The 24,260-nt window shown below is 40.7% G+C and carries 24 protein-coding genes; 2 read left to right on the top strand and 22 right to left on the bottom strand.

Annotated features, from left to right (window positions below; all coding sequences use genetic code 11):
- Positions 1–37: 37 nt before the first annotated feature.
- The 7 genes from LCL96_RS03970 to LCL96_RS03940 form a co-directional block, all read right to left on the bottom strand.
- Positions 38–352, bottom strand: coding sequence for an MTH1187 family thiamine-binding protein (locus LCL96_RS03970; protein WP_224940148.1), 315 nt, complete (start codon positions 350–352; stop codon positions 38–40).
- Entirely contained in the window at positions 352–1,458 is a 1,107-nt protein-coding gene (locus LCL96_RS03965; protein WP_224940147.1) for a hypothetical protein, read from the bottom strand. The genes LCL96_RS03970 and LCL96_RS03965 overlap by 1 nt, the downstream gene beginning before the upstream one ends.
- A gap of 377 nt (positions 1,459–1,835) precedes the next feature.
- On the bottom strand, positions 1,836–3,029 hold the full coding sequence (locus LCL96_RS03960; RefSeq protein WP_224940146.1) for a M14 family metallopeptidase: 1,194 nt from the start codon (positions 3,027–3,029) through the stop codon (positions 1,836–1,838).
- Between the two features lie 97 nt (positions 3,030–3,126).
- A complete protein-coding gene (locus LCL96_RS03955) occupies positions 3,127–5,004 on the bottom strand; it encodes an LTA synthase family protein (protein ID WP_224940145.1) in 1,878 nt (625 codons plus the stop codon).
- A 341-nt stretch (positions 5,005–5,345) separates the two neighbouring features.
- Positions 5,346–6,314 (bottom strand): ROK family glucokinase, encoded by a 969-nt coding sequence (locus LCL96_RS03950; protein ID WP_224940144.1) that lies wholly within the window; start codon positions 6,312–6,314, stop codon positions 5,346–5,348.
- 5 nt (positions 6,315–6,319) lie between these two features.
- On the bottom strand, positions 6,320–6,526 hold the full coding sequence (locus tag LCL96_RS03945) for a YqgQ family protein (protein WP_224940143.1): 207 nt from the start codon (positions 6,524–6,526) through the stop codon (positions 6,320–6,322).
- Positions 6,527–6,670: 144 nt separating this feature from the next.
- Entirely contained in the window at positions 6,671–8,131 is a 1,461-nt protein-coding gene (locus tag LCL96_RS03940) for a spore germination protein (protein ID WP_224940142.1), read from the bottom strand.
- A gap of 141 nt (positions 8,132–8,272) precedes the next feature.
- Between LCL96_RS03940 and LCL96_RS03935 the strand changes: the two genes are divergently transcribed.
- Positions 8,273–9,151: a hypothetical protein gene (locus LCL96_RS03935; RefSeq protein WP_224940141.1), complete on the top strand. Its 879-nt coding sequence runs from the start codon at positions 8,273–8,275 to the stop codon at positions 9,149–9,151.
- Here LCL96_RS03935 and LCL96_RS03930 read toward each other — a convergent pair.
- The 9 genes from LCL96_RS03930 to LCL96_RS03890 form a co-directional block, all read right to left on the bottom strand.
- Positions 9,148–10,671, bottom strand: a complete 1,524-nt coding sequence (locus LCL96_RS03930) for a rhomboid family intramembrane serine protease (protein WP_224940140.1) — start codon at positions 10,669–10,671, stop codon at positions 9,148–9,150. The two genes, LCL96_RS03935 and LCL96_RS03930, sit on opposite strands and share 4 nt — an antisense overlap.
- A gap of 173 nt (positions 10,672–10,844) precedes the next feature.
- Positions 10,845–11,027 carry a hypothetical protein gene (locus LCL96_RS03925; protein WP_224940139.1) on the bottom strand — a complete coding sequence of 61 codons (183 nt, stop codon included), beginning with the start codon at positions 11,025–11,027 and terminating at the stop codon, positions 10,845–10,847.
- Positions 11,028–11,102: 75 nt separating this feature from the next.
- On the bottom strand, positions 11,103–11,885 hold the full coding sequence (locus LCL96_RS03920; RefSeq protein WP_224940138.1) for a DUF92 domain-containing protein: 783 nt from the start codon (positions 11,883–11,885) through the stop codon (positions 11,103–11,105).
- Positions 11,878–12,444, bottom strand: a complete 567-nt coding sequence (locus LCL96_RS03915) for a 5-formyltetrahydrofolate cyclo-ligase (RefSeq protein WP_224940137.1) — start codon at positions 12,442–12,444, stop codon at positions 11,878–11,880. The genes LCL96_RS03920 and LCL96_RS03915 overlap by 8 nt, the downstream gene beginning before the upstream one ends.
- Positions 12,445–12,598: 154 nt before the next feature.
- Positions 12,599–12,748 carry a 50S ribosomal protein L33 gene (rpmG, locus tag LCL96_RS03910; protein ID WP_064091498.1) on the bottom strand — a complete coding sequence of 50 codons (150 nt, stop codon included), beginning with the start codon at positions 12,746–12,748 and terminating at the stop codon, positions 12,599–12,601.
- Positions 12,749–12,814: 66 nt separating this feature from the next.
- On the bottom strand, positions 12,815–13,387 hold the full coding sequence (locus LCL96_RS03905) for a hypothetical protein (protein WP_224940136.1): 573 nt from the start codon (positions 13,385–13,387) through the stop codon (positions 12,815–12,817).
- Between the two features lie 6 nt (positions 13,388–13,393).
- Positions 13,394–14,401 (bottom strand): nucleotidyltransferase family protein, encoded by a 1,008-nt coding sequence (locus tag LCL96_RS03900; protein WP_224940135.1) that lies wholly within the window; start codon positions 14,399–14,401, stop codon positions 13,394–13,396.
- Entirely contained in the window at positions 14,398–16,722 is a 2,325-nt protein-coding gene (locus tag LCL96_RS03895) for a glycosyltransferase (protein ID WP_224940134.1), read from the bottom strand. Before LCL96_RS03895 ends, LCL96_RS03900 begins: the two co-directional genes overlap by 4 nt.
- The gene (locus LCL96_RS03890; protein ID WP_224940133.1) at positions 16,719–17,429 is read right to left on the bottom strand and encodes a DUF4912 domain-containing protein; all 711 of its coding nucleotides are present in this window, start codon (positions 17,427–17,429) and stop codon (positions 16,719–16,721) included. Before LCL96_RS03890 ends, LCL96_RS03895 begins: the two co-directional genes overlap by 4 nt.
- Before the next feature lie 341 nt (positions 17,430–17,770).
- Here LCL96_RS03890 and LCL96_RS03885 point away from each other — a divergent pair, with 341 nt between their 5' ends.
- The gene (locus LCL96_RS03885; protein WP_224940132.1) at positions 17,771–18,103 is read left to right on the top strand and encodes a hypothetical protein; all 333 of its coding nucleotides are present in this window, start codon (positions 17,771–17,773) and stop codon (positions 18,101–18,103) included.
- Positions 18,104–18,165: 62 nt separating this feature from the next.
- On the opposite strand, the gene LCL96_RS03880 is transcribed toward LCL96_RS03885, so the two are convergent.
- From LCL96_RS03880 to pstC, 6 genes are all read right to left on the bottom strand, one after another.
- Positions 18,166–19,926 carry a methyl-accepting chemotaxis protein gene (locus LCL96_RS03880; protein WP_224940131.1) on the bottom strand — a complete coding sequence of 587 codons (1,761 nt, stop codon included), beginning with the start codon at positions 19,924–19,926 and terminating at the stop codon, positions 18,166–18,168.
- A 165-nt stretch (positions 19,927–20,091) separates the two neighbouring features.
- The gene (gene phoU / locus LCL96_RS03875; protein WP_224940130.1) at positions 20,092–20,751 is read right to left on the bottom strand and encodes a phosphate signaling complex protein PhoU; all 660 of its coding nucleotides are present in this window, start codon (positions 20,749–20,751) and stop codon (positions 20,092–20,094) included.
- Between the two features lie 54 nt (positions 20,752–20,805).
- Positions 20,806–21,579, bottom strand: a complete 774-nt coding sequence (gene pstB, locus LCL96_RS03870) for a phosphate ABC transporter ATP-binding protein PstB (RefSeq protein WP_224940129.1) — start codon at positions 21,577–21,579, stop codon at positions 20,806–20,808.
- A 23-nt stretch (positions 21,580–21,602) separates the two neighbouring features.
- Positions 21,603–22,418: a phosphate ABC transporter ATP-binding protein PstB gene (pstB, locus tag LCL96_RS03865; protein WP_224940128.1), complete on the bottom strand. Its 816-nt coding sequence runs from the start codon at positions 22,416–22,418 to the stop codon at positions 21,603–21,605.
- An 18-nt stretch (positions 22,419–22,436) separates the two neighbouring features.
- On the bottom strand, positions 22,437–23,324 hold the full coding sequence (pstA, locus tag LCL96_RS03860) for a phosphate ABC transporter permease PstA (protein WP_224940127.1): 888 nt from the start codon (positions 23,322–23,324) through the stop codon (positions 22,437–22,439).
- The gene (gene pstC, locus LCL96_RS03855) at positions 23,324–24,241 is read right to left on the bottom strand and encodes a phosphate ABC transporter permease subunit PstC (RefSeq protein WP_263628052.1); all 918 of its coding nucleotides are present in this window, start codon (positions 24,239–24,241) and stop codon (positions 23,324–23,326) included. The genes pstA and pstC overlap by 1 nt, the downstream gene beginning before the upstream one ends.
- Between the last annotated feature and the right edge of the window lie 19 nt (positions 24,242–24,260).

Raw genomic sequence — 24,260 nt, 5'->3', positions numbered from 1 at the left:
GTGGGCACTAATGAAAGTGCCCACTCTTTTCTATGCTCTATTTCTCTAATTTACTTTGAACGGAGGACAGTTTACCTTCCATGGTCGTTTTCTTATCCCTACGGTCATCAATTCTGATATTAGTGGCCACCCTTTGAATTCCCTGCTGGAACGGGGATTCATGAATTTCCTGTATCACTTGAAAAAGAATGGGAAGTTCCCCTTCAATAATTGTATTCATAGGAGTAAGCTGGAACCGGATCTTTCCTTCCTCTTCGTATCCCTTTAGAATATTGTGCAGATTTGCAACATACGAACTTACACTCGGGGATTCCGTTCCGATTGGTATAACTGTTACATCGACAATCGCCATTATATATCTGCTCCTTCTTCTTTTAGTAGTTGAACGATTTTCTGTTTCTTCATATCAATTATTTTTTCAAACTGGTTGCCATATAAACACAACTCTCCATCCGGTGAACACTGAATGGGTTCTAAAGGAAGATTTTCAAACAGAACCTCCTCCTCACCGGTAACTGTGTCCCAGCTCTTTAAAGAGAACGTCCCTGTGTACGTATCAAAGGAGCCAGGCTCGTTTGATACGAAGGTAATCAATCGATCACTCTTTTCTATCATATCATAATATGGGATCAACCAATCAGAGTATCTGCTCAATAATTCTACTGTGAATTGAGATTGGATCTCCCCGTTTGGTTTAATGAACTGATAAGTAAACGGCCCTTCATCTTCACGGGAATTGACCGATAACAAAACACTTCTAAATTGATTGAAGTGGACACTATTCTCCACAATCATTTCTTTCTCATTATCGAGGATATTTTGAGATATCAGAGGAGCTGAAACACTCACTTCTTTCTTATTCCAATCCTGATAAAGGACGGAGGATTTTGATTGCCACTGAACAAATGGCTGCTCTACTTCAATCGGGGCCATTGTCTTTTCCCTTATATTGATTTCAAATACCTGAAAGCTCCAATCTTCACTGAAAGTTGTCATTAAGACTGCATCTTCATTGAATTGATTCCAAGCATGAGTTAAGTCGTAGGAAGGAACATCCTCTTGAAATTGTACATCTCCTGATTTGTCTATGATTGTCACCTTTGCTGAATAGGACGTTGGAGATGAATGGATGAAGATTTTTGTCTTATCCGGTGAAATGCTTGAACTCACGTAAGAGGACTCGACATCATAGATTTTCTGACTGGTATCGTCGTATAGATTGTAGATGTAAAGGGAAGTAAGTCCTTGCTCCTCTTTTATTGAAAGGATTTCTGAATTTGATATCCATCCGACATTTTCGATAAACCCATCGGTTGGTAGGCTTTCCGCCACTATTTCTCTCTTCTCTGCCTTCACTTTCTCAGAGGGGGACGTTTTCGTTACTTCCGGCTGGCATGCCGATAACCATAGAAGACACATCATCAATAGCATAATAATGCTTATTTGCGTTTTTTCCATCCACTTCCCCCTCCTTTTTTATTCCATATTAATTAGTACGTTTCAAAAGCAAGAATGTTTCAATTCTATTAAAAAAACATGACAAAAAATTCAAAAAGTGATGACCAGATGTTTCCATACACACCTTTTTGGTCACCACGATGGTTTAGTAATCACTAGGATGATGATTTATTTTACTCCTGATTTTGATTTTCTACAATAGTTATTTATTGTACATGCAAAAAGACTTTTCGAGGATTTTCTTATCTTTTTCGTTGCTTTTTGTCGGGTGGTGGATAGCTAGCGAGGGCACATTAAAAAATCCCATAAGGCAAAGTACACCTTTTGGGATTTCCTAATTGTGCTTGTCGGGCCTGTGCAAGCCGCCTGCGTTTTTGTTAGTACCATCGATAGATTGATACGAGGAGGATGCCGAGTACGTCTTGATAGATTTCGTTGAATTGCGAGAGGGGTAGTGGGTTGATCCCTTTTCCTAACTCAAGAGTAAATCCTGCTTTCTTAAATTCTTTAATGAACCAGTCTTTATAGCCTGCATAGCTATCAATGTATCTGACAGATTCATATCCACTCACCCTGGTGAAATCCGCAGCGAGCTTGGCTGCTTCCGGAGGCTCAAGTCCCTCGTATCCCCAATAAAATTCTTTTCCCTGTGTGTGCAGAGCAAGGAGTCTGTCGAAATTCTCCTGACGGGCAAGTTTAGCCATTGCGATGGATTCAGGCTCTGAGAGGGGCTTATATCCTGGGAAATCTCTTGGAGCCGGTTCCTTTTCCTCTTTTCTTTCCTTCTCTACTTCCCATTTTGCAGGAAACTGATTATTCAGGTCGACTCCCCTGATATTGGCTTTCCAGCCTGTAAAAACAGTACTTCCACGGTTCATTGCAATTAACTCTTTTCTTTTTTCACTCGGGGGGCCATTCAGTACAAGATCAACGCCATCCGGATTCACAATAGGTACAAATGATACTGTCACCCCACCATAAATCGGCATTGCCTGTATACCTCTTAACGGACTGCTATTGGTCAGGGAAAGCAAATAATCATTGATAAAGGTCATGAGGATGGAGGTGGTAATCCACTCATTCGCATGGAAAGAGGCATCCATATGAACCTTCTTTTTTCCTGTTCCTATCCTGATTTCCGTAAGGTCGATGCCGAGGACGCTCTCACCAACACTCCTTATTTTTATAAATGGATAAATCTTTTTAAGGTTTCTAATATCTTCGCCGAGTATCTTAGAATGATATGCCTGTTTTCCATTGACGATGGGTGACACAACCCTGGACGGCAGGATAATCGTTGAACCTATTTGAAGGCCGTTCGCATTTACTCCTTCATTTAAAAGAAGTAAGGCATCGACACCAATATTCCATTTTTTCGCGATGGACCAAAAAGTATCACCTTGTCTGATCGAATAGTCTACTTCCCTAAAACCGGGAAGGTCTATTTCTGTACCGATTTTCAATTTATTCGGATCGACGGAAGGATTTGAATCAATGATGAGCGCGATCGGGATATAAAACAGCTGGCTGTAGTACCATAGGGTATCGCCACTACGAACTTTCACTTTCATGATGGAACCTCCCCATTCATACGTCCTTACTTACATGTATGAACGGTTCTAAAATTCATGACAAAAAAAGCTTGCGAAATATTCGCAAGCCTTTCATCTATGATTCATCATTATCCCTGTATTCGGTTTTTCCATAAAAGCGAAGTAGATCACCGTAAATGATCTTATCAGAGTATTCCAGTTCATTATTCACTCGCTCTTTAAAAGGTTCACAATACTTCATATCTGTTTCTTCTTCTGTTTCTTTATTCCAGCATTGCTCTCCTGCATAGACATAATCTTTGGTAATAAAGCGGCCGTCTCTGAGGATGGCCAGATCTTCATGACCTTTGGAGAAAATATCCGAACCAAACTGAATGTCCTTCTTCGTATCAATTCCTAGAAGATGCATGATCGTCGGTTTTAAATCAATTTGTCCAGCAACTTTAGAAATGGTCTTTCCTTCTTGGCCAGGGACGTGGATAATCATCGGCACTTGTTGAAGCTGAGTGCTCACAAATGGTGTGATGTCTTTACCTAAATATTGACTCATCGCCTTATTATGGTTCTCAGAGATCCCATAATGGTCTCCGTACATCACGATGACCGAGTTATCATACAATCCTGCTTCCTTTAAGTCCCTAATGAAGTTCTTTACAGCTTCATCCATATAACGGACGGTTTGAAAGTACCTGTTCACCGTACCGTCTTTCGAAGTGTAGGGATCGATCAATTTATCTTCTTCGTCTAATGTAAACGGATAATGATTCGTTAACGTGATCATCTTAGTACTGAACGGCTGAGGCATTTCTTTCATATGCTCTACCGACTGCTCGAAGAACGGAATATCTTTCATGCCCCAGTTCACTGAGTTTTCTTCTGTTACATCATAATCCTGTAAGGAATAAAAACGTTCATACCCCAAGGAATCATACATGATGTCCCGGTTCCAGAAGCTTTTGTTGTTCGCATGCATGGCTGTTGTATAATATCCGTTTTCCCTAAGCTTTTCCGTCATGGACTCAAACTCATTCCCTGAATGAGTGAAGAATACAGCACCACGGTTCAATGGGTAAAGGGAGTTGTCCAGAATGAACTCTGAATCTGACGTCTTTCCCTGTTGGGTTTGATGATAGAATTGATCAAAGTAGTAGCTTTCACCAATGAAATCATTCAAAAAAGGAGTGATTTCTTGTCCATTCACTTCACTATTGATGACAAAATCTTGTAGTGACTCAAGTGACACAATGATCAAATTTTTGTCTTTCGCTACCCCGAACATTTCTTTATTAGGTTCGATGTAACCGGCCCTGACGTAGTTATCAATATCCGCCAATTCACTTCCGTCTGCCAGTGCTCTTTGTGCAGATGATTTGGATTGTAGGAAGATATCATATACATGATAATTGTAGGTTCCGATATTCTTAACCAACATTTCACGATCGAATGTCCTGGTCAGTAATTGAGGTCTTTCCGATTCAGCTAAACCGAGGTTAAAGAAAACAAGCGCGGTTGCAACAAGGAAATACGCTCTTCGATTGACCCTGGAGTAGTTCTGTAAAGAAAACCAGCTTGGTTTCAGTTTAATGATGAGAATCAACACTATTAGATCAGAAAAATAGAATAGATCTTTCCAGCTCATGATGGCGCTGGCACTCGTACCTAAATCAGAAAAATTGCTTGTTTGAAAGAGGACTGGCAAAGTCAAAAAGTCATCAAAGAAACGATAAAATACTACGTTTCCGTATAGGATAAAAGAGAGGATGAAGCTCGCAGTGATGATATAGCGGGTTCGTGTCTTATCCTTCTTTAGAAGTAATCCTATCCCGAAGGTAAAAAGTAAGAAACTAAGTGGGTTAATAAATAAAATCAGTTCCTGTAGTGTGTTTTCAATCTTTATATCGAAACTAGTTTTGTAGACAATATACGTTTTAATCCAGAGGAGAATGGCCGCTATAATAACCAGCGGTACCTTTGGTGTCTTTCTTATATTCATTTACTCAACCTCCTTGCTACAAACGGTTCAATCGTATGTAACACTTTCTTTTTTTTGGTAAAATAAGGTAATAAACGGTGATTTATTGACTTATATTAATACTTTTTTTACAAATCGTCAAACCGAGATTCATATTGAAAGAGTATAATGGTTAAAGTCTTATTCTCTTACCCATCCTATTAGACGGTTGAAACCGTTAAAAGTTTCAAAAAAACACGATTATAAAAAAACAGTCCAATGGTCACTAGGTGTTTCAGACTACTCAGAATGAATAGTCTATACACAAAGAGAACTTTCCATACAGGAAAGTTCTCTTTGCATTTCTATTTGGTTTCTATAGATTAAATCTTATTCTTGACTAACCACGCAGCACCGATTACTCCTGCATCATTTCCAAGGGTAGCGATACTCAAGTTCGTTGAGGTACGTACTGTCGGAAATGAAAACTTTTTAAAAAATTTCACCACCGGCTCTAATAAGATGTCCCCTGCTTTCGATACTCCTCCACCGATTACGATCTTTTCAGGGTTCAACCCATTCCCGAGATTAGCCAGGGATAACCCGAGGTAAAATGCTAACTGATCGATGACCGCCAGAGCAAGTTCATCATTCTCTCTTGCTGCATCAAAGATGTCCTTGGCATTGATCGACCCATGAGAATCTCTAAGCTTTCGCAATGAGGAATCATCCGAAACAGCATCCAGTTTTTCATTGGCTAAGCGAACGACACCGGTGGCAGATGCAACGGTTTCTAGACAACCTGTCTTTCCACAATTACACTGGAATCCACCCTCAGGAACCACTGTGATATGGCCGATTTCTCCACCAGCCCCTTTCACACCGTGGACGATATCTCCGTTTGTGATCACACCGCCTCCTACACCTGTTCCTAAAGTGACACATACGAGATCCTTCGCACCATCTCCTGCACCTTTCCACATTTCACCAAGAGCAGCACAGTTTGCATCATTGTCAATGACTGCATGCAATCCCGTTTCGACTTCAAGCAGATCTTTTAACGGTGTATTATTCTCCCATCCTAAATTGACCGCTTCGTAAATAATCCCTTTGGACGTATCAACCGGGCCCGGCGCTCCCATTCCGATACCGACCAGTTTATCCTTATTCTGATCCAATTCTTCAAGCTTTTTATCAATCGCTTTGGCAATATTCACGATGATGTTTTTTCCGTTTTCCGATTTATCAGTGGGAATTTCCCATTTATGTAGAAGCTCACCGTATTTACTCAAGAACGCAATCTTTGTAGTCGTTCCTCCTAAATCCACTCCAACTAACCATTTTTCCTTCATTGTGATCACCTGTCCTGTTTTTCTTTTTCAATTTCTATTTCATGACGCAACAACAATAAAGCAGTCTGAAAATCACGGGTATCGATCAATTGAGATTGATACAGTTCTTTTAATTCGCCTTCCATCAGTTGCAGGTCGGAAAGACGATGTCCAACATATATGATCGTTCCATAACTTTTTAGTAACTGTTGGATATCATAAATCGTTTTCATGCCATACACCTGCTTTCTATTCATCACTATAAAGTATAAGTGAAAACCGCTTTCTTCTCAATCAAAAAACAGACGCTTGCCAAAGGTTCATTTAACATAAAAAGAGATTTCCCTAAAGGAAGATCCTTTAGGGAAATCTCTTTTTTACCGGTCCGGGTCTTTCGGATGAAGAAATCGCGGACGCCTGTTCTTAAGGGGCATGGGTGAACGGAGGAATACATCTCTGAACGCCCTGAAGTTGAATGGTATAAATGGCCACATATATGGAATGTCAAACGAATTCATTCTTGACAGCATGATGATCCACATGAATACACCTACTACAAACCCGTAAACTCCAAATAAAGCCGTACATATTAATAAGAATATCCTTACCAGGCGATTGGCCAGGCTCATCTCATAACTAGGTGTGGAGAACGTTCCGATCGCCGCTATTGCCAGATAAAGGATGACTTCATTAATGAAGAGGCCAACCTCCACCGCAACCTGACCGATCATTAATGCAGCCACGAGTCCAAGGGCAGTTGCCAGAGATGACGGGGTATGAATGGCCGCCATTCTTAATATATCTATTCCGATTTCAATGATTAGAAATTGTAGGAATAAGGGGACTTCCCCAACATCATTAGGGCCCACATAGGCCAAAGATTCCGGAAGAAGCTCCGGATGAATCGCAAACAAATAATAAAGCGGCAGTAAAAAGATCGAAGACCATACGGCAATGAACCTTACGAAGCGAAGGTAAGCTCCTACAGAAGGTTTATTCCTATACTCCTCGGCATGCTGCAGATGATGCCAAAAGGTTGTCGGTGTGATCATGACACTCGGGGAGCCATCCACCATAATCAGGATGTGCCCCTCGTAAAGATGCGCTGCCGCTGTATCGGGTCTTTCTGTGTACCTGACCAAAGGATAGGGATTCCAATGACGTCCGGCGATGTATTCCTCCAACGTCTTCTCACCCATCGCAAGTCCGTCTGTATCAATCTTTGAAAGGGCATCCTTGATTTTATGCACCAGGTTCGGATCGGCTATATCTTCTATATAGCTGACCACGATATCGGTTTTCGACCTTCTCCCTATTTGCATGTATTCCATGCGAAGAGAAGGATCCCGCACCCGCCTTCTCGTCAATGCCGTATTAAAGACAATCGTCTCCACATATCCATCCCTTGAACCCCTGACAACCCGTTCAATATCGGGCTCCTGCGGACCCCTGGCCGGATACGTCCTTGCATCGATCATAATGACCTTATCAATACCGTCTACCACAAGGGCTGTCGGACCTGCTAATACTAAATCAATCACCTGATTCAAGTCATCTACTTGTTCTATCTCTATATAAGGAATGTACGTCTTCAATAGCTTCTCTAATGTATCTTCTTCTAATTGTTCAGGACTGAGCCCTGATAAAAGCTTCATCAGATAATGCATAATATCATCTTTCACAAAGCCATCCACTAAAAACATGGCCATCTTGCGCTCAGCATACTCCAGATCCAATTGAATGACATCAAAGCTCTTGTCCACAGCCAAGGTATCCCTTAAATAATTGGTGTTTTCTTCAATCTGAGTAGAGACAGGCTTCTTCTTTTCATTTGACATTAGCCTTCACCCCTAGTACCTTTACATGAATTTCCATCTTTACCATATTGGACAATGAAACCGGAAACCATACATCCAATCATATTCATTTGCCTCACTTCATACTATGTACAAAATGGACAAACCACTGGAGTGAAAGATATGAAGCATAGACTGAAGGAAGCAATGCCCTTTCTGGTGATCATGTGTATAGTCGCTCTCGGCATTCAATTTTTTTACAAACCCCAAACGAGAGAAAGCATCATTTTTTTTCCTATCAATGAAAATGTCTCGTATGAATCGGCAACAACGATCCTAATGCTAGATCCAAAGAAGAAGAATGATCATTATTATGTAGATTGGAAGGTTTCTTCAAAATTGGACACTCCTGCTTATTTACGTCAGGATGTCGGCTTTATATATATGAACGGAAGATTGAAAGGGAAGATGAATGAGTGGGAACAAGATACTGATCAAATCGTAGAGGAATCAACCATAAAGGGGAAAGAAAGCAGTCTTCTCCAAGCGGTTTCTTTCCATTATTCCGAAATACATGAAACAGATACAGATTTCACCAGTGCTCAGAAGATGTCTGAAGATACGTTGTACGTAATTGATTCGAATTTCAGTCCGTTAAATGCCTTCAGGCAACCCGGGACGGATGCAGAAAAAGAGTGGAAGGACATCCTGGACAAAGTGACGACCCAACAGCTTGAGTACCTTTGGGAAAAAGCGCTCACTTCCATGGATCTCCACGTCGATAAATATACATCCATTCCGCTGACTGAACTGCCAAAGTTCGATAACCGTCCTTTGGAAGGCTTCTCCCGGCAAGAATGGGATCGTTTGATCGGTAATCTGTGGGAGGGACTGTATAAAAACTATTATCTGGGTATAAAAAAAGAGGACGGCTCTGTTGTCGAATCCATCGATAGTGCCATCCCCCTACTATTAGTGAAAAAAGACAAATCAGAAGTCCTCGTGTTGCTCATCGATCAAAACGGGGAAGCTTCTCTACTCAGGCAGCAGGTATCTCCTTAACGATCCTGCTGTAATTCTTTATAAAGCTTTTCATATTTTTCATCCTGCCTATTTAATTCATAGGCTTTTTTTGCATGTAGGAGGGCTTCTTCCCTATTCCCTGTATCAATCAGGATCAATGCCAGATTATAATGAGCTTCATGAAACGTATAATCTTCATCTACTGCTGCCATCAAGTGTTTTTTCGCAAGTGACAGTTTGTTTTGCTTGATTTCAGCATAGGATAGGAAGAAATAGGTTTGGGCATTCGGGGCCCCTTCTTCCACCACCGGAAGAAGAAGCTGTTCGGTTTCTTCCCATTCTTGGTTCGATAATTTTTCCTGCGCTACCCCGTTAACAGTATCAACATCCCATTTCGTTGTATCCGTTCCGATCCCACGAGAGATCAATATCCCCGTGAGTAAAATGCACACCAGAAGAAATAGAATCTGACGGACAGGACGGAAAGTGTGAGGCAGGCTGACAATACCTGCTACAAGAAATCCTCCTATAAGCCCTCCGATATGCCCTGCATTATCAATGCCGGGCAGCGAGAAACCGAGGGCAAGATTCAAGAGGATAACTCCGATGATATTGGCTCCCATGGTACGGAAGAAAACGTTTGGGTGCAATACGCCAAAATAAAGGAGAGCACCAAAACATCCAAAGATCGCTCCACTTGCCCCGGCTGAAAGATTGGATGTAAACAGGAAGCTGGCAAGCGTCCCTGCAATTCCCGACAGCATATAAATAAGAACGAACCGTATCCGTCCGAACATTTTCTCCACAGCCGTTCCCAGATAAAACAGGGCCAGTGTATTCATGAGCAGATGTAATAATCCTATATGGAGGAAGATGGGGGTAATGAGGCGCCACCACTCCCCTTCAATCATAAGGGGATTATATTTTGCACCATACTGTATGAGAGTTTGGGGATCCTTACTCCCACCATTCATTTCTAGGATAAAAAACATGATTACTTGAACGGCTATGAAGAAATAAGTGAAAAACGGCTTTCCCCTCTCAAATAGCTGTCTCTCTTTCTGAAGCTGTTTGTTAGAAGAAGTCAGTGTCATATTTTTAATCCAATTGACATTCGCTTCAAGTACTTCAGGCGGAAGCTCCCAGTCCCCTCCGTTGAATAAAGGATCATTTTTCAGCACTTTTACACTTTCGTCACCATGAAGAAGGATTGGCTGAATAATTGTCTTTCCACGTTCCACAGGATCCTGGAATAAATCTGGATCACCATCGACAGGGGGAAAAGTTGATATGTAAAGGTTTTTAACATGTAATTGACGTTTCCCCAGGGATCTCTTAATTTTTTCTCCATTGACAGAAGTCAATTCCAAATCCCGCTTGACCCAGTTTCCCCAATCCAGGTCCTTTCGCACGATTCGGACGATATTTGCTTCTTTGATTCTCGAATTCTCCAGCCATATCTCATCCTGGTCTGGGGAAAGCTTTACTATTCGATAATGCTTATATTCCACCAGATAGTAGGCGGCTTTCCAAAATAAATAATGATACCGTAAATCCACAACATCCACTACTTTCTTATACTCTCTTCAGATTACTCGAATGATTGATGTACTTCTGATTTCTTTTATGTTAAAGAGCATATATATACCCATACTATACCGAACCTGTTTTTAAAGTGTAAACAAAAAAGACTGCAGGAAGAGGATATTCCCTTCTGCAGTCTTCTCTTCAATCAAGACCGAAATGCACCTTGAATGAATTTAGAGCGGATACCGGGTACTCCCATCGCTGCTTTCACGGCAAATTTGCGAATAAGGAAATTCCCTAATAACAGGTTTAACAAGCGATATCGATTTGGAATCAGAAAGAGTACCAAACCGCCCAACACTATCCATTTTGTCCATCCGTTCATCATGATCCCTCCTGATAGTAGTTTGGTTCATAACCGATTCGCTTATCCACCTAAATGATACTTTCCGGTATTTTTTTACTACTTCCAGAAGACGAAAAGAAGGAGCACTCCCGCCAAAAGGCTTGAAAGAGCATTCACAAGCTCATTATTCATCCAGTAGCCCTTCGTTCTCTCGGTTTGTCTTCCGCAATGCACCTTTGATTCGGTATGAAAACCGCACACTCTACACCTGTAATCTAGTTGCACGAATGCACCTAGAAACGTGTCCAGGAGGTTTCCGGCAAAACCAGAAAGAGTGATCAGTATAAACAGGGTGAGATCCATCGTGCCAAGCATGAGAAGTGCAGTCAGAGAAATAATGGCGGCCCCAGCGACAGCCGCTAAAGTACCGATGAAAGAAATGGCTCCCGATGTTCCTTTTGGAACTCTCTTTAACGACCTGACAGAAAGCGGCCTTTTGTGACTTAGGGGTCCAATTTCAGAAGCCCATGTATCTGAATTCGCACCTGCAATCGACGCGGCAAAAGCAAATGTGAAGACCTCTTCACCCGTCATAATAAACAGCAAGGCGAATAAGGCAGCTGGACCTCCGTTTGCCAATACCTGCTGCCAATCCCTGATAGACGTCTTGGCCAGCCTGTCCTCGATTCCGACCTTGCTATTCTTAAATAGGCGGGACCAAATGCTCGCTGAAAGAAAGAAGACCCCTAATACAAACAGCCCCTTGAATCCATAAGCACTACCAATGATGAGGCCGATCACCACAGCCATCACAGCCCCTGATGGACTTAAATTCTTAGTCTTCCACCCACCAAAGGAAATGGCAAGAATAAAAAGAATAAGAAAAGAATACTCACTCATCACAGTGAATCCGTCTCTTTTCCGTAAGGATGGTTGAAACTTTCATATCGAAGGGTTCCACCGGCAGAGCATCGACCATTTGTTCTTCAAATGCAAGGGACATCACCGTTCCTGAAAAACCAGCAAGCAAACGATCATAATATCCTCCGCCAAATCCAAGTCGATAACCCTTTATGGTATAGGCTAAACCCGGGACAATCATTAATTGTATCGATTCATTATGTACGGATGTGGACTCATCCGGATCTGGTTCATATAAGTGAAAATAGGATTGTTCCAATTGGTGAAAATCACTCAATTTATAAAAAATCAATTGCCTTTTCTGCGGGAGACACTTGGGAACAACCACTGTTTTCCCCTCTTCCCAGCCTCTCTTGATGATATTCCAAGTATCAAGTTCAGGGGGTTTAGAAACGGTTACCGCAACCACTTGGCTATTCTTCCACTCAGAAGAATGAAAGAGACGCTGTTCTATTTGAAAACATTTTTGTTGATATGATATTGGGTCTATGGATTTTAATGTTTGCAGCTGAGATTTGCGCTGTTCTTTTTTTGACATACAATCCCTCCTTGCATGCTGTACTGATACTCTATTTTAATGGATTTCTTAAAGAAATGCGATGTCTTTCCCATCTACAGATCTGATCATGACGTTCAAAACGACCATACATCAAATAAGGCATAAAAAAAAGCAGCGGATAAAATCCGGCTGCTTATTTCGTTTCGCGGTGAAGAGTCACACGCTTTAATTTCGGGCAATATTTTTTTAGCTCTAGGCGGTCTGGGTTGTTACGCTTATTCTTAGTAGTAATATAGTTACGCTCACCAGTTTCTGTGCAAGCCAAAGTAATGTTTACACGCATTATGATTTCCCTCCAAACATATACATCTTCTACTATTCATACGACTTTTCTATAATATCACTTTTTTCAGGGAAATGCTAGTCCGTTTTTAATTCTATCACTTAAATTTGAAACCTCTTCTTCCAATTCACCTTCAATGGCATATATTTTCCCCTGTTTCACTTCAAATGGTTTGAAAGAAAAGTCCAGCATATACACCATCATATTTTGACCATTTGTTATGGGATAATAAAATAAGCTTCCCTTGCTTAAGGATCTCTTCCAGAGTTTGAGCCCTTTGAGATTAAGCGGATAAATGGTTTTCTCGACAGATTCGGAACAGGAAACGATATTGGTGATGGCTACGTTTTTACCGCTGTAATTCCAGAACGTATCCTTCGACAGTGACAGGACCCCCACTCCGTCTTCCTTGCATGAGAGCCATTCAATCAGAAAGAATACCTTTAATTGACGGGTTTCTTTTGACATATTTTCCAATTCGAATGTACAGGATCCCCCCCACCCTTCCACTTCATCTTTCACTCTTACTTTAATATTCGAAAGAGAGGACACATTTTCAGAATGAATGGGCACATATTCATCTTTCTTATTCCAGGCTATCCCTTGGATATGGAACGTACGATTAGGATTCTCCTTCATTAGCCTCTACACCTTTTGCCAGATTTTTATTTTCATTCCATAATACCTTGCAAGCTCCCTTGCCAAATTCCGTCTATCAGCCTTTGAATATATGATGAACCCTCTTTTCGGATCACTGATGATTTTCGTGCGCCCTCCATCCCTATGGTCAAAAACGATTTCTTCCTGATTAGATGAAGAAGGTACTGTCTCCAGCAGCTTAGCTAGGACCATCGGCTTCTTTCCGTTTGGACACGCCACTTGAAGACGGGTGATGAAAGGTTCCATAAAGCCCTTTGAATAAGGGGATCCTTTTTTTAAAGAGGGCGGGGAGAACTGTCCCCTCATGAGATCTTCCCTGGCACACTTATATTCTTCTGGGTTACCAATGTCCCGCCAATAAGCACTGGTCTTAAAAACGTAAACCTCTTCATTGTTCAATAGGAGACGCGGAATAAAATCCTGCCCAAAATCCCTTGCCCCGATATGGGCATAGCGATCAAGAAGTCGTGGGTCCAGCATATATACACCGGTGTTGACTTCATTCCCTTCCCATTCTTCTGGCTTTTCAATGAAATCGACCAATTTCCGGTTCTCGTCTGTATGACAGATACCATATTCCTTCGGATTCGACACTTCCTTTGATACCACGGTCATAACTGCTCTCTTCTCATAATGGAATTCAATGACCTTATCAATGGGAATATTGGTAAAGGCATCACCGCTCAGGACAAGGAACGGTTCACGCAGCCTGTGACGTGCAAGGAAGAGACCTCCAGCTGTACCCAGCGGGGATCTTTCCTCAAGATATGTGATATTCACATTGAACCGTTTCCCATCTCCAAAATACTCTTTAATTGTTTCACTTTTATAACATGTTGTGATCAGGATATCTTTAATCCCATGTGACTTAAGGAGATTAATGCTATATTCAAGTATTGGCTTATTCAAAATCGGGACCATCGGCTTCGCAATGGACATTGTATAAGGTCTTAATCGCTTGCCTTCACCACCCGCCAATATAACCGCCTTCATCTCTTTACGCCCTCTACTTTCGATTGAAGAAGGACATCTTCATATATATGGATGGTTTGATCTGCGATCCGATCCCAACTGAACATGGATTGTGCCATTTTAAAGCCCAGATTTCCCAACTGCTCCGACTTTTGAGGATCTTGGATTAAAGAAACCAATTGGGTATAAAGACTTTGTTCATGGTTGGGTTCGAATAATAAACCGGTCTGTTCATGCTTCACAATGGACTTCAATCCTCCGGTATTGGAAGCGACCACTCCTTTTCGGAACGCCATCGCTTCCAGAGCAACGATCCCAAAAGGTTCGTACAGGCTTGGGAAGATGACTGCCAAACAATTCTTCAAATAATCGTTCCGTTCTCTATCGGATATATATCCTACGAAAGAAACGATATCAGTAAGGTTTTCTTGAACGACCATCTTTCGATAATGTTCAAGCATCGGCCCCTTCCCTGCTATGATAAACGAGATATGATTGCCTTCATTCTTCAATCGAGAAGCTACCCGGATGATTGTATCAAACCCTTTTTCATGAACCATTCTACCAATCGAAAAGAAGTAAGGTGTCGATGGTTGCTTAAAGACATATGGGGAAGACTGATCCAACTTCTCCAGTTCAACACCGTTTGGGATGACGGCTATCGGTGCTTCAATGGTGAATAGACTCTTGATTTCCTCTTTCATATGCTCACTACACACAATCAGGTGATCAGATGCTTTGATGAGAAGCTGTTCTTCTCTGTGGATTTTGTGTTGTAAATCGGTGTAGATCCCTTGATTTCTGCCGTGTTCCGTAGCATGTATCGTTGTAATCAACGGGATGGAATAGTATTCTTTCAGCTTCATCGCTGATGTCGAAACAATCCAATCATGGGCATGAATATGTGTGATCCTTTCATCTTTTATTAAATCATGGGCGTAATGGATAAAGGTTTGATTTAAATCGAATACCCATTTAAAGAAATCTTCTTCGTACGGATGCAATGGATGAACACGGTGAATCGTGACACCTTCCATTTTCTCGAGGGAGAGGGCATCATTCGCTTTGGTCGTCAGAACATGCACATGTTTACCCTTTTTCACAAGATTGTTAGCAAGGTCATACACATGCCTCGACAATCCCCCTACGATATTTGGAGGATACTCCCAGGAAAGGATCAGGACTGATTCAATCATCTCTTCTACGTCGGTCCTTTTGTCTGATGAGAGTTTCTCAAGTATTTCATCATTTGGAAATGGAACCATCCCTTTGCGATGAAGAAGCAGATGACCATCTTTTTGGCCGTCTTTGACTTGTTCCATCAGCCGGTCAAAATGGACCGTCGATATTCCATTTTCGTCATTGTATCCTTCCATGGATGAAACCCATTCTCTTATGAGCTGATAAGTCCACTCTGATTCACCTGTCAAGGTTAACAGATCCTCTAGTTGCTCCTCCATGCGGTGGATAACACGAACATTTCTGATTGCTGAATCAGGCATGATTGGGATCTGCTTTTCCATACCAAGATACCCGAATCCTATTCTTGATAGAGAGGTTGATTTTTCCATCATCACTTCTAGTTCATGATGAGCATTCCCCTTATCAAAAGTCTTTAATTCCTCGTAGTCTGAAAGCTCTTTTATACATATGATCGACAGTGGATGATTGCTCTCTCCACGCGCCCCTATGCTTCCCTGTGAAATAGGAAGAAGCTTCAATCCTCTTGGTGTCCTTGTAACACCGCTGTCTTGTTCTTTCTCACTATGTTCATAAGAAAAGGACGATATGAAGCTGAATTCAATTCCTTGCTGGATAAGATAGAGATCGATTCCTGGTACATAAGCAGCTTGAGGTAACCAGAATGCTTTAGGGATCATCTGGAAATAATGTTTGAATAGTAAACTACTCATCCTCACCTGGGATTCAATGGCTCGCGGGGTCCTGTAATGGGTTAAAGGAAACGTACTTACCGTCGTAGGAATGACGTGGACCTTCCCATCTACTGTAAGGTGTTTGTAGGCTTGTACAAGATTCATGTCATATGTTGTCCACTGTGAATAGATGCGCTGCCATTTATGTTTATCATCGGTTCCTGCTTGCAGAAGATTGGTTTGAATGAATTCATTGGCCTTCTCTTTAAATTCCTTACTCATAAAAAGGGAAAAGATGAGAGGGTTCAATACAACAGGAATGGAAGGTCCATCATTCCGTTCCAGGAAATCGATCAACTCACTATTCTCAATAAGCATCGAAGAAAGCACCTCTTCCTGCTCATTCCATTGAGAGAATTTCATCCCATTGTATGCTGGATAAACAATGATTTCCGCTAAAGACTTCATGCTTTCTCCCCCCCATTCATAACATAATACGAATACGTGCTCACATGTTCGACCCACTTTGGCTCCTTTATTAGCCCTTGCTCATATTCAATCAGCTCTTTCATACTATGAACCTCCTGATGATGAGATGTTCTTGGTGTATGAAGGACATTGGAACGAGTGAATGCAACAAAGTCACCTGAGGGTAACCGCAGTCCGATTTCCATGCAGTAACTCCGGTTTTCCTTCAAACCGTTTACGAACCAATCGCTTTCAGTAAAAGGCACATAGGAGTCTGAATGGTGATGGTGATTATGTCCGTTAAAGGAAATTGAGGTAATATCGTATAACCGAAGAACAAATGGCTGAGGAGCGGTGCCCATATTAAAATGTTCTTTCACATGCCGTATCCAATCATGAGGAATGTTCCAGTGACAATAGATTCTCGAAGAAGTAGAAAACATAATTGATAACTCGGTAGACCTTGGATTCTTGGCCCTCTTCTTTGGCATCCTCCTGCCGAATGAAGCTCTTCCGACACGTTTTTTGGGTATTTCCTGATCCAACACATCAACTGCTTGCAATTCTTGAGGTTCCTGGCTTTTCTCTAATGCTTTCTGGTACTTCACCCATTGATATTGAACTTTCCCAACGGTAGTATTCAATTCCTTGGCGATCTTCCTGAAAGACACTCCTTGTTCCTTTAACTTGATAATTTCTGTAATCAAAACAATTCCTCCTAAAGAGTAAACATATATTATATGATTTCAATCTAAATATTATGACAATTATACTTAAATTTATCGTAACACCGTATTGAAAAACCTACAATAAACGCATTTTGTCGTATCTTGTTACACGCTGTGATAGAAGGATTCAACCTGCATTTTTTTTGTAAATTATTATGCTAAAATGGTAATAAAGCGTTTACAATTGAAGACCGACAATTTTCTTTCGTGATTTTCGACAAATTTTTGGTATATCCCACAAATTCATCCTGCTGTCTTATAGAGTTAGCGCGTTAACTATGCTATAAATAAAGAAGAAGAAATCAGCATGGGGTGATATAGTGACTATACTATTCATTGGATTAGTCAGCTTCTCTATTTTGTTATTAGTCATTTCGTTTTTTCAACGGGATCGGTATCGTGATATGGAGAAAGATATAGAAGAATTATCGATGAATGTTCTAGAAGAGCATTATAAGTTAAAGAAGCGAATAAGCGTTTTGGAAGAAGAACTGATGATGGATGGAGATATTTCATTTCGCAAAAACCCGATTAATGAAATCATTAAGAATCAAGTCATTTCACTTCATAAACAGGGTGTAAACGTAGATCAGATTACAAAACAATCCACTTTGTCCAAGCAAGAAGTCCTGTCCGTCATTAAAGACTCTTAAATGCGACTAATCTATTTCAATAAAAAACGGCCAACTCCATTATTCTGGAGTTAGCCGTTTTTTTACATTTTAAACGTTTTGACCAAATCCGAAAGCTGATTTGCTTTCTGAATCAAGTCATCCGACTGCCCATATAAGGTTTCAATTAACCCATTTTGTTCCTGGACAGAAGAATTTATGGTAATCGTTCCGTTGTTAAACTCTTTACCGACAGCAGAAACACTTTGAAATGCTCCCTGAATATGGTTCATATATTCTTTCAACAGCTCCAGACTTCCTGAAATATCCGTAATATTTTGATCCATACCAGATACCTGCTCCTTCATTTCCTTGAAATGATTTCCGGTTGTTTGGATATTCACCTTCCCGATACCAAGCTCTTTGTATCCATCTTTTAACGAACTGGAAACTTCACTTGATATTTGTTGAACATTCAAAACGCTATGATTCATTTCAATCAAAGAGGAGTCTACATCCTGTGCCAACTTGCGCACTTCGTTGGCTACCACTGAAAACCCTTTACCAGCTTCTCCCGCTCTTGCAGCCTCAATTGATGCATTTAGTGAAAGTAAATTGGTCTGATCGGCAATTTTTTTGATGCTCTTTGTCAGATTGCTGATTTCGGTTGCACTACCCTCTAATCGATCCAGAAGATCGTATGTTTTCTTTATTTTCTTATACACCATTTCAATTTGATCCGTTGTAGAATTCATGGATGCGAATCCTTTTACTGTAATCCCTTGCATATAGGTAGAGAGTTCTGAAAGTGAGTGCCCATTTCTTTCTACTTGAGTGACCTGATCATTGAAAGTTTGGTACTGATGATTGAGTTGATGGGCAGCTGCCACTTGATCTTCTGAACTGCTGGATAGCCGATACATGGAATCAGCTACCTGGTGACTTGAAGCATTGATAGAATCCGCCAGGGATTTGATATGCTGGCTATTTCCCTGGACGGTAGAAGATCCGTCTTTAATTGCAACTACAAGCTCCCTTAGACGTTCTACCATATGTCTGATGGAGAAGTTTAACTGACCTATTTCATCCTTGCTCCTTGTTGGAGGAACAGATTGGGTTAAATCACCCTGGGCAACTGCTTTAGTAACGTTCAGTATTTTTCCAATGCTCCTATTTATCTTGTTTGAAACAATCGTTACAATGAATCCACTTGCGACCATGGAAAGAAGTACAAATCCAATCAACCAGAAAAAGAGTGAGTTCATATTATTTTCCGTTGTTTTCAATACAGAGTCTTGTTTCTGAAGCGTCCGTTCTCTTATTTCCATTAAAAGATTGTTATTTTCGTCCCTAAGGTGACTAATTTTCATCCTTGCATCCGTATAAATGCCTTCATCCAAGCGGACGACGGCTGGTGCGACTTCTTTAATGAACAGCTCATCGATGGTGTTATTATTCTGAGAAAATGTCTGAATCATTGCTTGATCTTCTTTATTCAAGCCTTTTAGTATTTCATCGGTCTTTTGATTAAGCTCTACTCGTAATTTACGATACTCTTTCACATCTTCATCTTTTAAAAACGTTATGTAATCAGCAATTCGGATATCCTTGGCATTAATCAGCCTGCTCAGTTCCGTGATTTCCACGGAATGTTCTCCTGTCTCTTTCATATATCTCATATCCTGCATCAAATGATTCAAACTGAATAGGGCTAATCCTACACATGAAATAAACAGCATGGCATTCAATAGAAACGTGTAGGCAAGTTTGTTTTTTATGGAATGATAATATGAAATCCTTGAAAAAAATCGATTAACTTTTATTCTTGGTACATATTTTCTAATAGGAATAGATATTTTCAACATTGGATCCTCCTGTATGTAAAACTTTGTGTCTATTAAGAATATGTACCAAAATACCCATTTTTTCTATACTTTCGTCATTATCTTAATATAATCTTTACAAAGGAGCCCATTACAGATAAATCAATAAAAAAAAGCGCCTCTTCACATGAAGAGACGCTTGTCATTTTAATTATTCAAGTCAAAACGTTCACCTGTCACTAGGAAAATGACGTTTTCACAAATATTCGTCACATGATCCGCTACGCGTTCGATATATCTGCACGTAAAGGCAAGTTGCGTGATCTGGCTGATTTCATTTGGATAGTTCGGAATATAGGTCATCAATTCCTTCACTAGTTGACCGTATAATTCATCTACTTCGTCATCACGGTCAGCCACTTTTTTGGCCATGGATGCATCCTCGGAATAAAAAGCCGTCAGTGCTTCTTCAAGCATTTCTTCAGCAATCGAGAGCATTCTAGGAATTTCTTCAATCGGTTTAATCAATTTTTGATTCCCTATATGCAGCGTAGACTTAGCGATATTCGTAGCCATATCCCCGATCCGTTCAATCTCTGAACAAATTCGCAGTGCAGAGATGATTTTTCGCAAGTCGGTTGCTACTGGAGATTCTTTCGCAATCAATATAATGGCAAGATTATTGATTTCATTATCATATTGGTTAATGAGATGGTCTTTTTTAATGATTTCCTCTGCTTTTTCCATGTCTTGAGTCTTTAAGGCAACCACGGACTCTTTTAAAGACGTTTTAGCAAGATCAGCCATATCAAATAGCTTGTCTTTTAACTCTTTTAAATTATTATCAAAATTTCTTCTTATCGCCATACTTATTCCCCTTTGCTAAGTAATGTTGAAGAACCTTTTTTCTTTGAGTATGCATTATCCGAATCGACCAGACACATAATCTTCCGTTCTTTTGTCTGTAGGATTAGAGAATATTTTATCCGTTTCGTCTAGTTCAATCAAGTCCCCTAGTAAGAAAAAGGCGGTTTTATCTGAAACCCTCGCTGCCTGCTGCATATTATGAGTGACGATAACGATAGTATATTGTTTCTTCAGTTCACCGATAAGCTCTTCGATTTTGACTGTAGAGATCGGATCCAAAGCAGACGTCGGTTCGTCCATCAAAAGGATATCAGGTTTGGTTGCGAGTGCCCTGGCAATGCAGAGACGCTGCTGTTGACCACCTGAAAGACCCATAGCCGGGGCATCCAATCGATCTTTTACTTCATCCCATAACGCAACACTTTTCAAAGTGGACTCGACAATTTCATCAAGCTCTTTCTTCTTTTTGACCCCATGTACTTTCGGGCCGAACGTAATGTTGTTATAGATGCTTTGAGGAAACGGATTTCCTTTTTGGAATACCATCCCTACTTTCTTCCTTAATTCAACCAAGTCAACTTTATCAGAAAGAATATTTGTCCCATCAAAATTAATTTCACCAGACATTTTGATTCCTGGTACCGAACGGTTCATCAAATTTAATGTTTTGACAAATGTTGATTTTCCACAACCCGATGGACCAATGATGGCTGTTACCTCTTTATCGTAAATAGGAAATGTAATATTTTTTAATGCATAGTTATTTCCATACCATAAATTTAAGTCGTTAACGTTAAAAGCCGTTTTTTTTGCTGTTGATACTGACACACGAAACCCCTCCAACTAAATGATCAACTGAAACGCCCTGAAATATAGTCTTCTGTTCTCTTTTCCGATGGATTTGTGAAGATTTTCTCGGTCTGGTCAAACTCCACTAAATCCCCATTATAGAAGAATGCCGTTTTATCAGAGACACGTGATGCCTGCCCCATGTTATGGGTTACGATGACAATCGTGTATTCTTTCTTTAAATCGGTGATCAATTCTTCAATCTTGGCATTTGAGATTGGATCAAGCGCCGAGCAGGGCTCATCCAATAACATGACAGTAGGCTTCATCGCAATCGTTCTTGCAATACATAAACGCTGCTGCTGCCCACCAGATAGTGACAGTGCTGAAGTATGAAGGCGGTCTTTTACTTCATCCCAAAGTGCCGCTTTTGTCAGACTTTCTTCTACCAGTTCATTCAACACACTCTTCTTTTTGATTCCAGAGAATTTCAAAGCATGAACAATGTTTTCATATATAGACTTGCTGAATGGATTCGGTTTTTGGAAAACCATCCCGATTTCTTTCCGCAGGGCAACGACATCAATGTCCTTTCCTAGAAGATTGACATCTTCATACATGATTTTCCCTTCTGCACGGGCGATCGGCACTAAATCATTCATGCGGTTGACCGTTCTTAAAAATGTTGATTTTCCGCAACCTGAAGGTCCGATCAAAGCCGTTACAGCATTTTTTTCGATTTCCATATTTATATTTTTCACTGCGTGATTATCACCGTAATAGAAGTCTAAATTCTGAACATCAATGATGGTCTCTTTTTTGATTCTATCCGCTACTCTTGAAGAGCGCTCCTGTTTCGTTTCTAATTGAACCGACATGTACTATCACACCTTCTATTATTTTGTCGCTGTCATTTTATTATGAATGTAGCTTCCGATGAACCGTGCACCCAGGTTAAAGATCAAGACAGAAAGAATCAAGACAGCTGATGCACCTGCTGCTTTTTCGTCTACATCAGGAATTAACCCTTGGGTATTGACTGCCCATATATGAACAGCCAGTGTTTCAGCCGGTCTGAACAAATTCAGCGGTGAAGTAGGCGAGAATGGATTCCAATCCATATAGTTCAATCTCGGAGTAGACAGCCCTGCTGTAAATAATAGTGCTGCTGCTTCTCCGAATACACGTCCGGATGCCAGGATCGCACCTGTCAGAATAGATGGGAATGCACCTGGAATGAGTACCGTTTTCACCGTATGCCAGTTTGTAATTCCAAGAGCAAGGCTTGCTTCTTTCAACTCACGAGGTACACCTCTGATGGCATCTTCACTCACACGTACTAATACAGGGAGGTTAAACACCGTAAGGGCCAATGCTCCACCTATAATGGTATATCCCCAACCTGTTGTATTAACAAACACCAATAATCCAAACATTCCAATGACGATAGATGGTAATGATGCCAATACTTCAATACAAGAACGGATGGTATTCGTTATTTTACCCGGCTTTGCGTATTCAGCCATATAAATACCTCCGCCAACACCAAGCGGAACCGTTATGATCATCGTAATGACCAAGATGTAGAATGAATTGAATAATTGATCTCGTACTCCTCCACCCGCACGTACTGCACTCGATGGTGTTGTCAAGAAGTCCCATGTCACATATGGGAGCCCTTTAATCAATATATAAGAAAATAGAGCAACTAACAGCGCAATGATGATCGTTGCTATCCCAATGAAAAAACCTGTGGCGATCTTGTCTGCTCTCTTACTATTCATTAGATTTTCCTCCTAGATGATAAGTAACGGATTAATAAGATAAATACGAAAGACATTATCAACAGAATAAGACCCATTGACCATAGCGTGTTGTTCTCCACACTTCCATACGTTGTATGTCCCATATTTAATGTGATGATCGTTGTTAATGTTGCTGATGCATCCACTAAACTTTGAGGAAGGTCCCTCGTATTCCCGATTACCATCTGTACCGCTAATGCTTCACCAAATGCTCTTGCCATACCTAATACAACAGCTGTCAATAAGGTTGGTAGAGCAGCTGGAACTAATACTTTTCTAATGGTTTGCCATCTTGTTGCACCTAATGCATATGACCCATCACGCAAGCTTTTTGGTAATGAACTCATGGCATCAGTGGCAATCGTCGTGATGGTAGGCAAAATCATCACGGATAAAACAATCATCCCCGCCAGAAGTGAAAACCCAATACCAGAAGTATGATTGCGAATAAAAGGTACCAATACTGTAAGCCCTATAAATCCATAAACAACGGAAGGAATTCCGACAAGGAGTTCGACAATCGGCTGCATGATTTTTCTTCCCCATGATGGTGCGATGTCTGTCATAAAAATTGCCGCGCCTATTCCTAATGGAGCTGCTATTAAGGCAGAAAGAATCGTAACAGCAAACGATCCAAATATAAACGGCAGAGCACCAAATAGTGGATTCTCACCTGTAGGATTCCAATCAGGACTGGTTAAGAACTCAATTGGACTTACACCATTCTTAATAAATGATTGTAAACCTTTTGAAGTTAAGAAAATGGTGATAGATAGTGTCGCGGCAATCATAATGATTGCACTTAGTGTCACTAAAAATCTTCCCTTAAATTCACCGTTCATCCAAGATCTATTACTTTTGACTAGCCTCTTTGAGGCAGGTAACTTGTTTTCCATATCCGTAAACACCCCTAAA

Source organism: Rossellomorea aquimaris (assembly GCF_020172085.1).
GTDB classification, from domain to species: Bacteria; Bacillota; Bacilli; order Bacillales; family Bacillaceae_B; genus Rossellomorea; species Rossellomorea aquimaris_E.
This window is presented reverse-complemented; position numbering and strand designations above follow the sequence as displayed.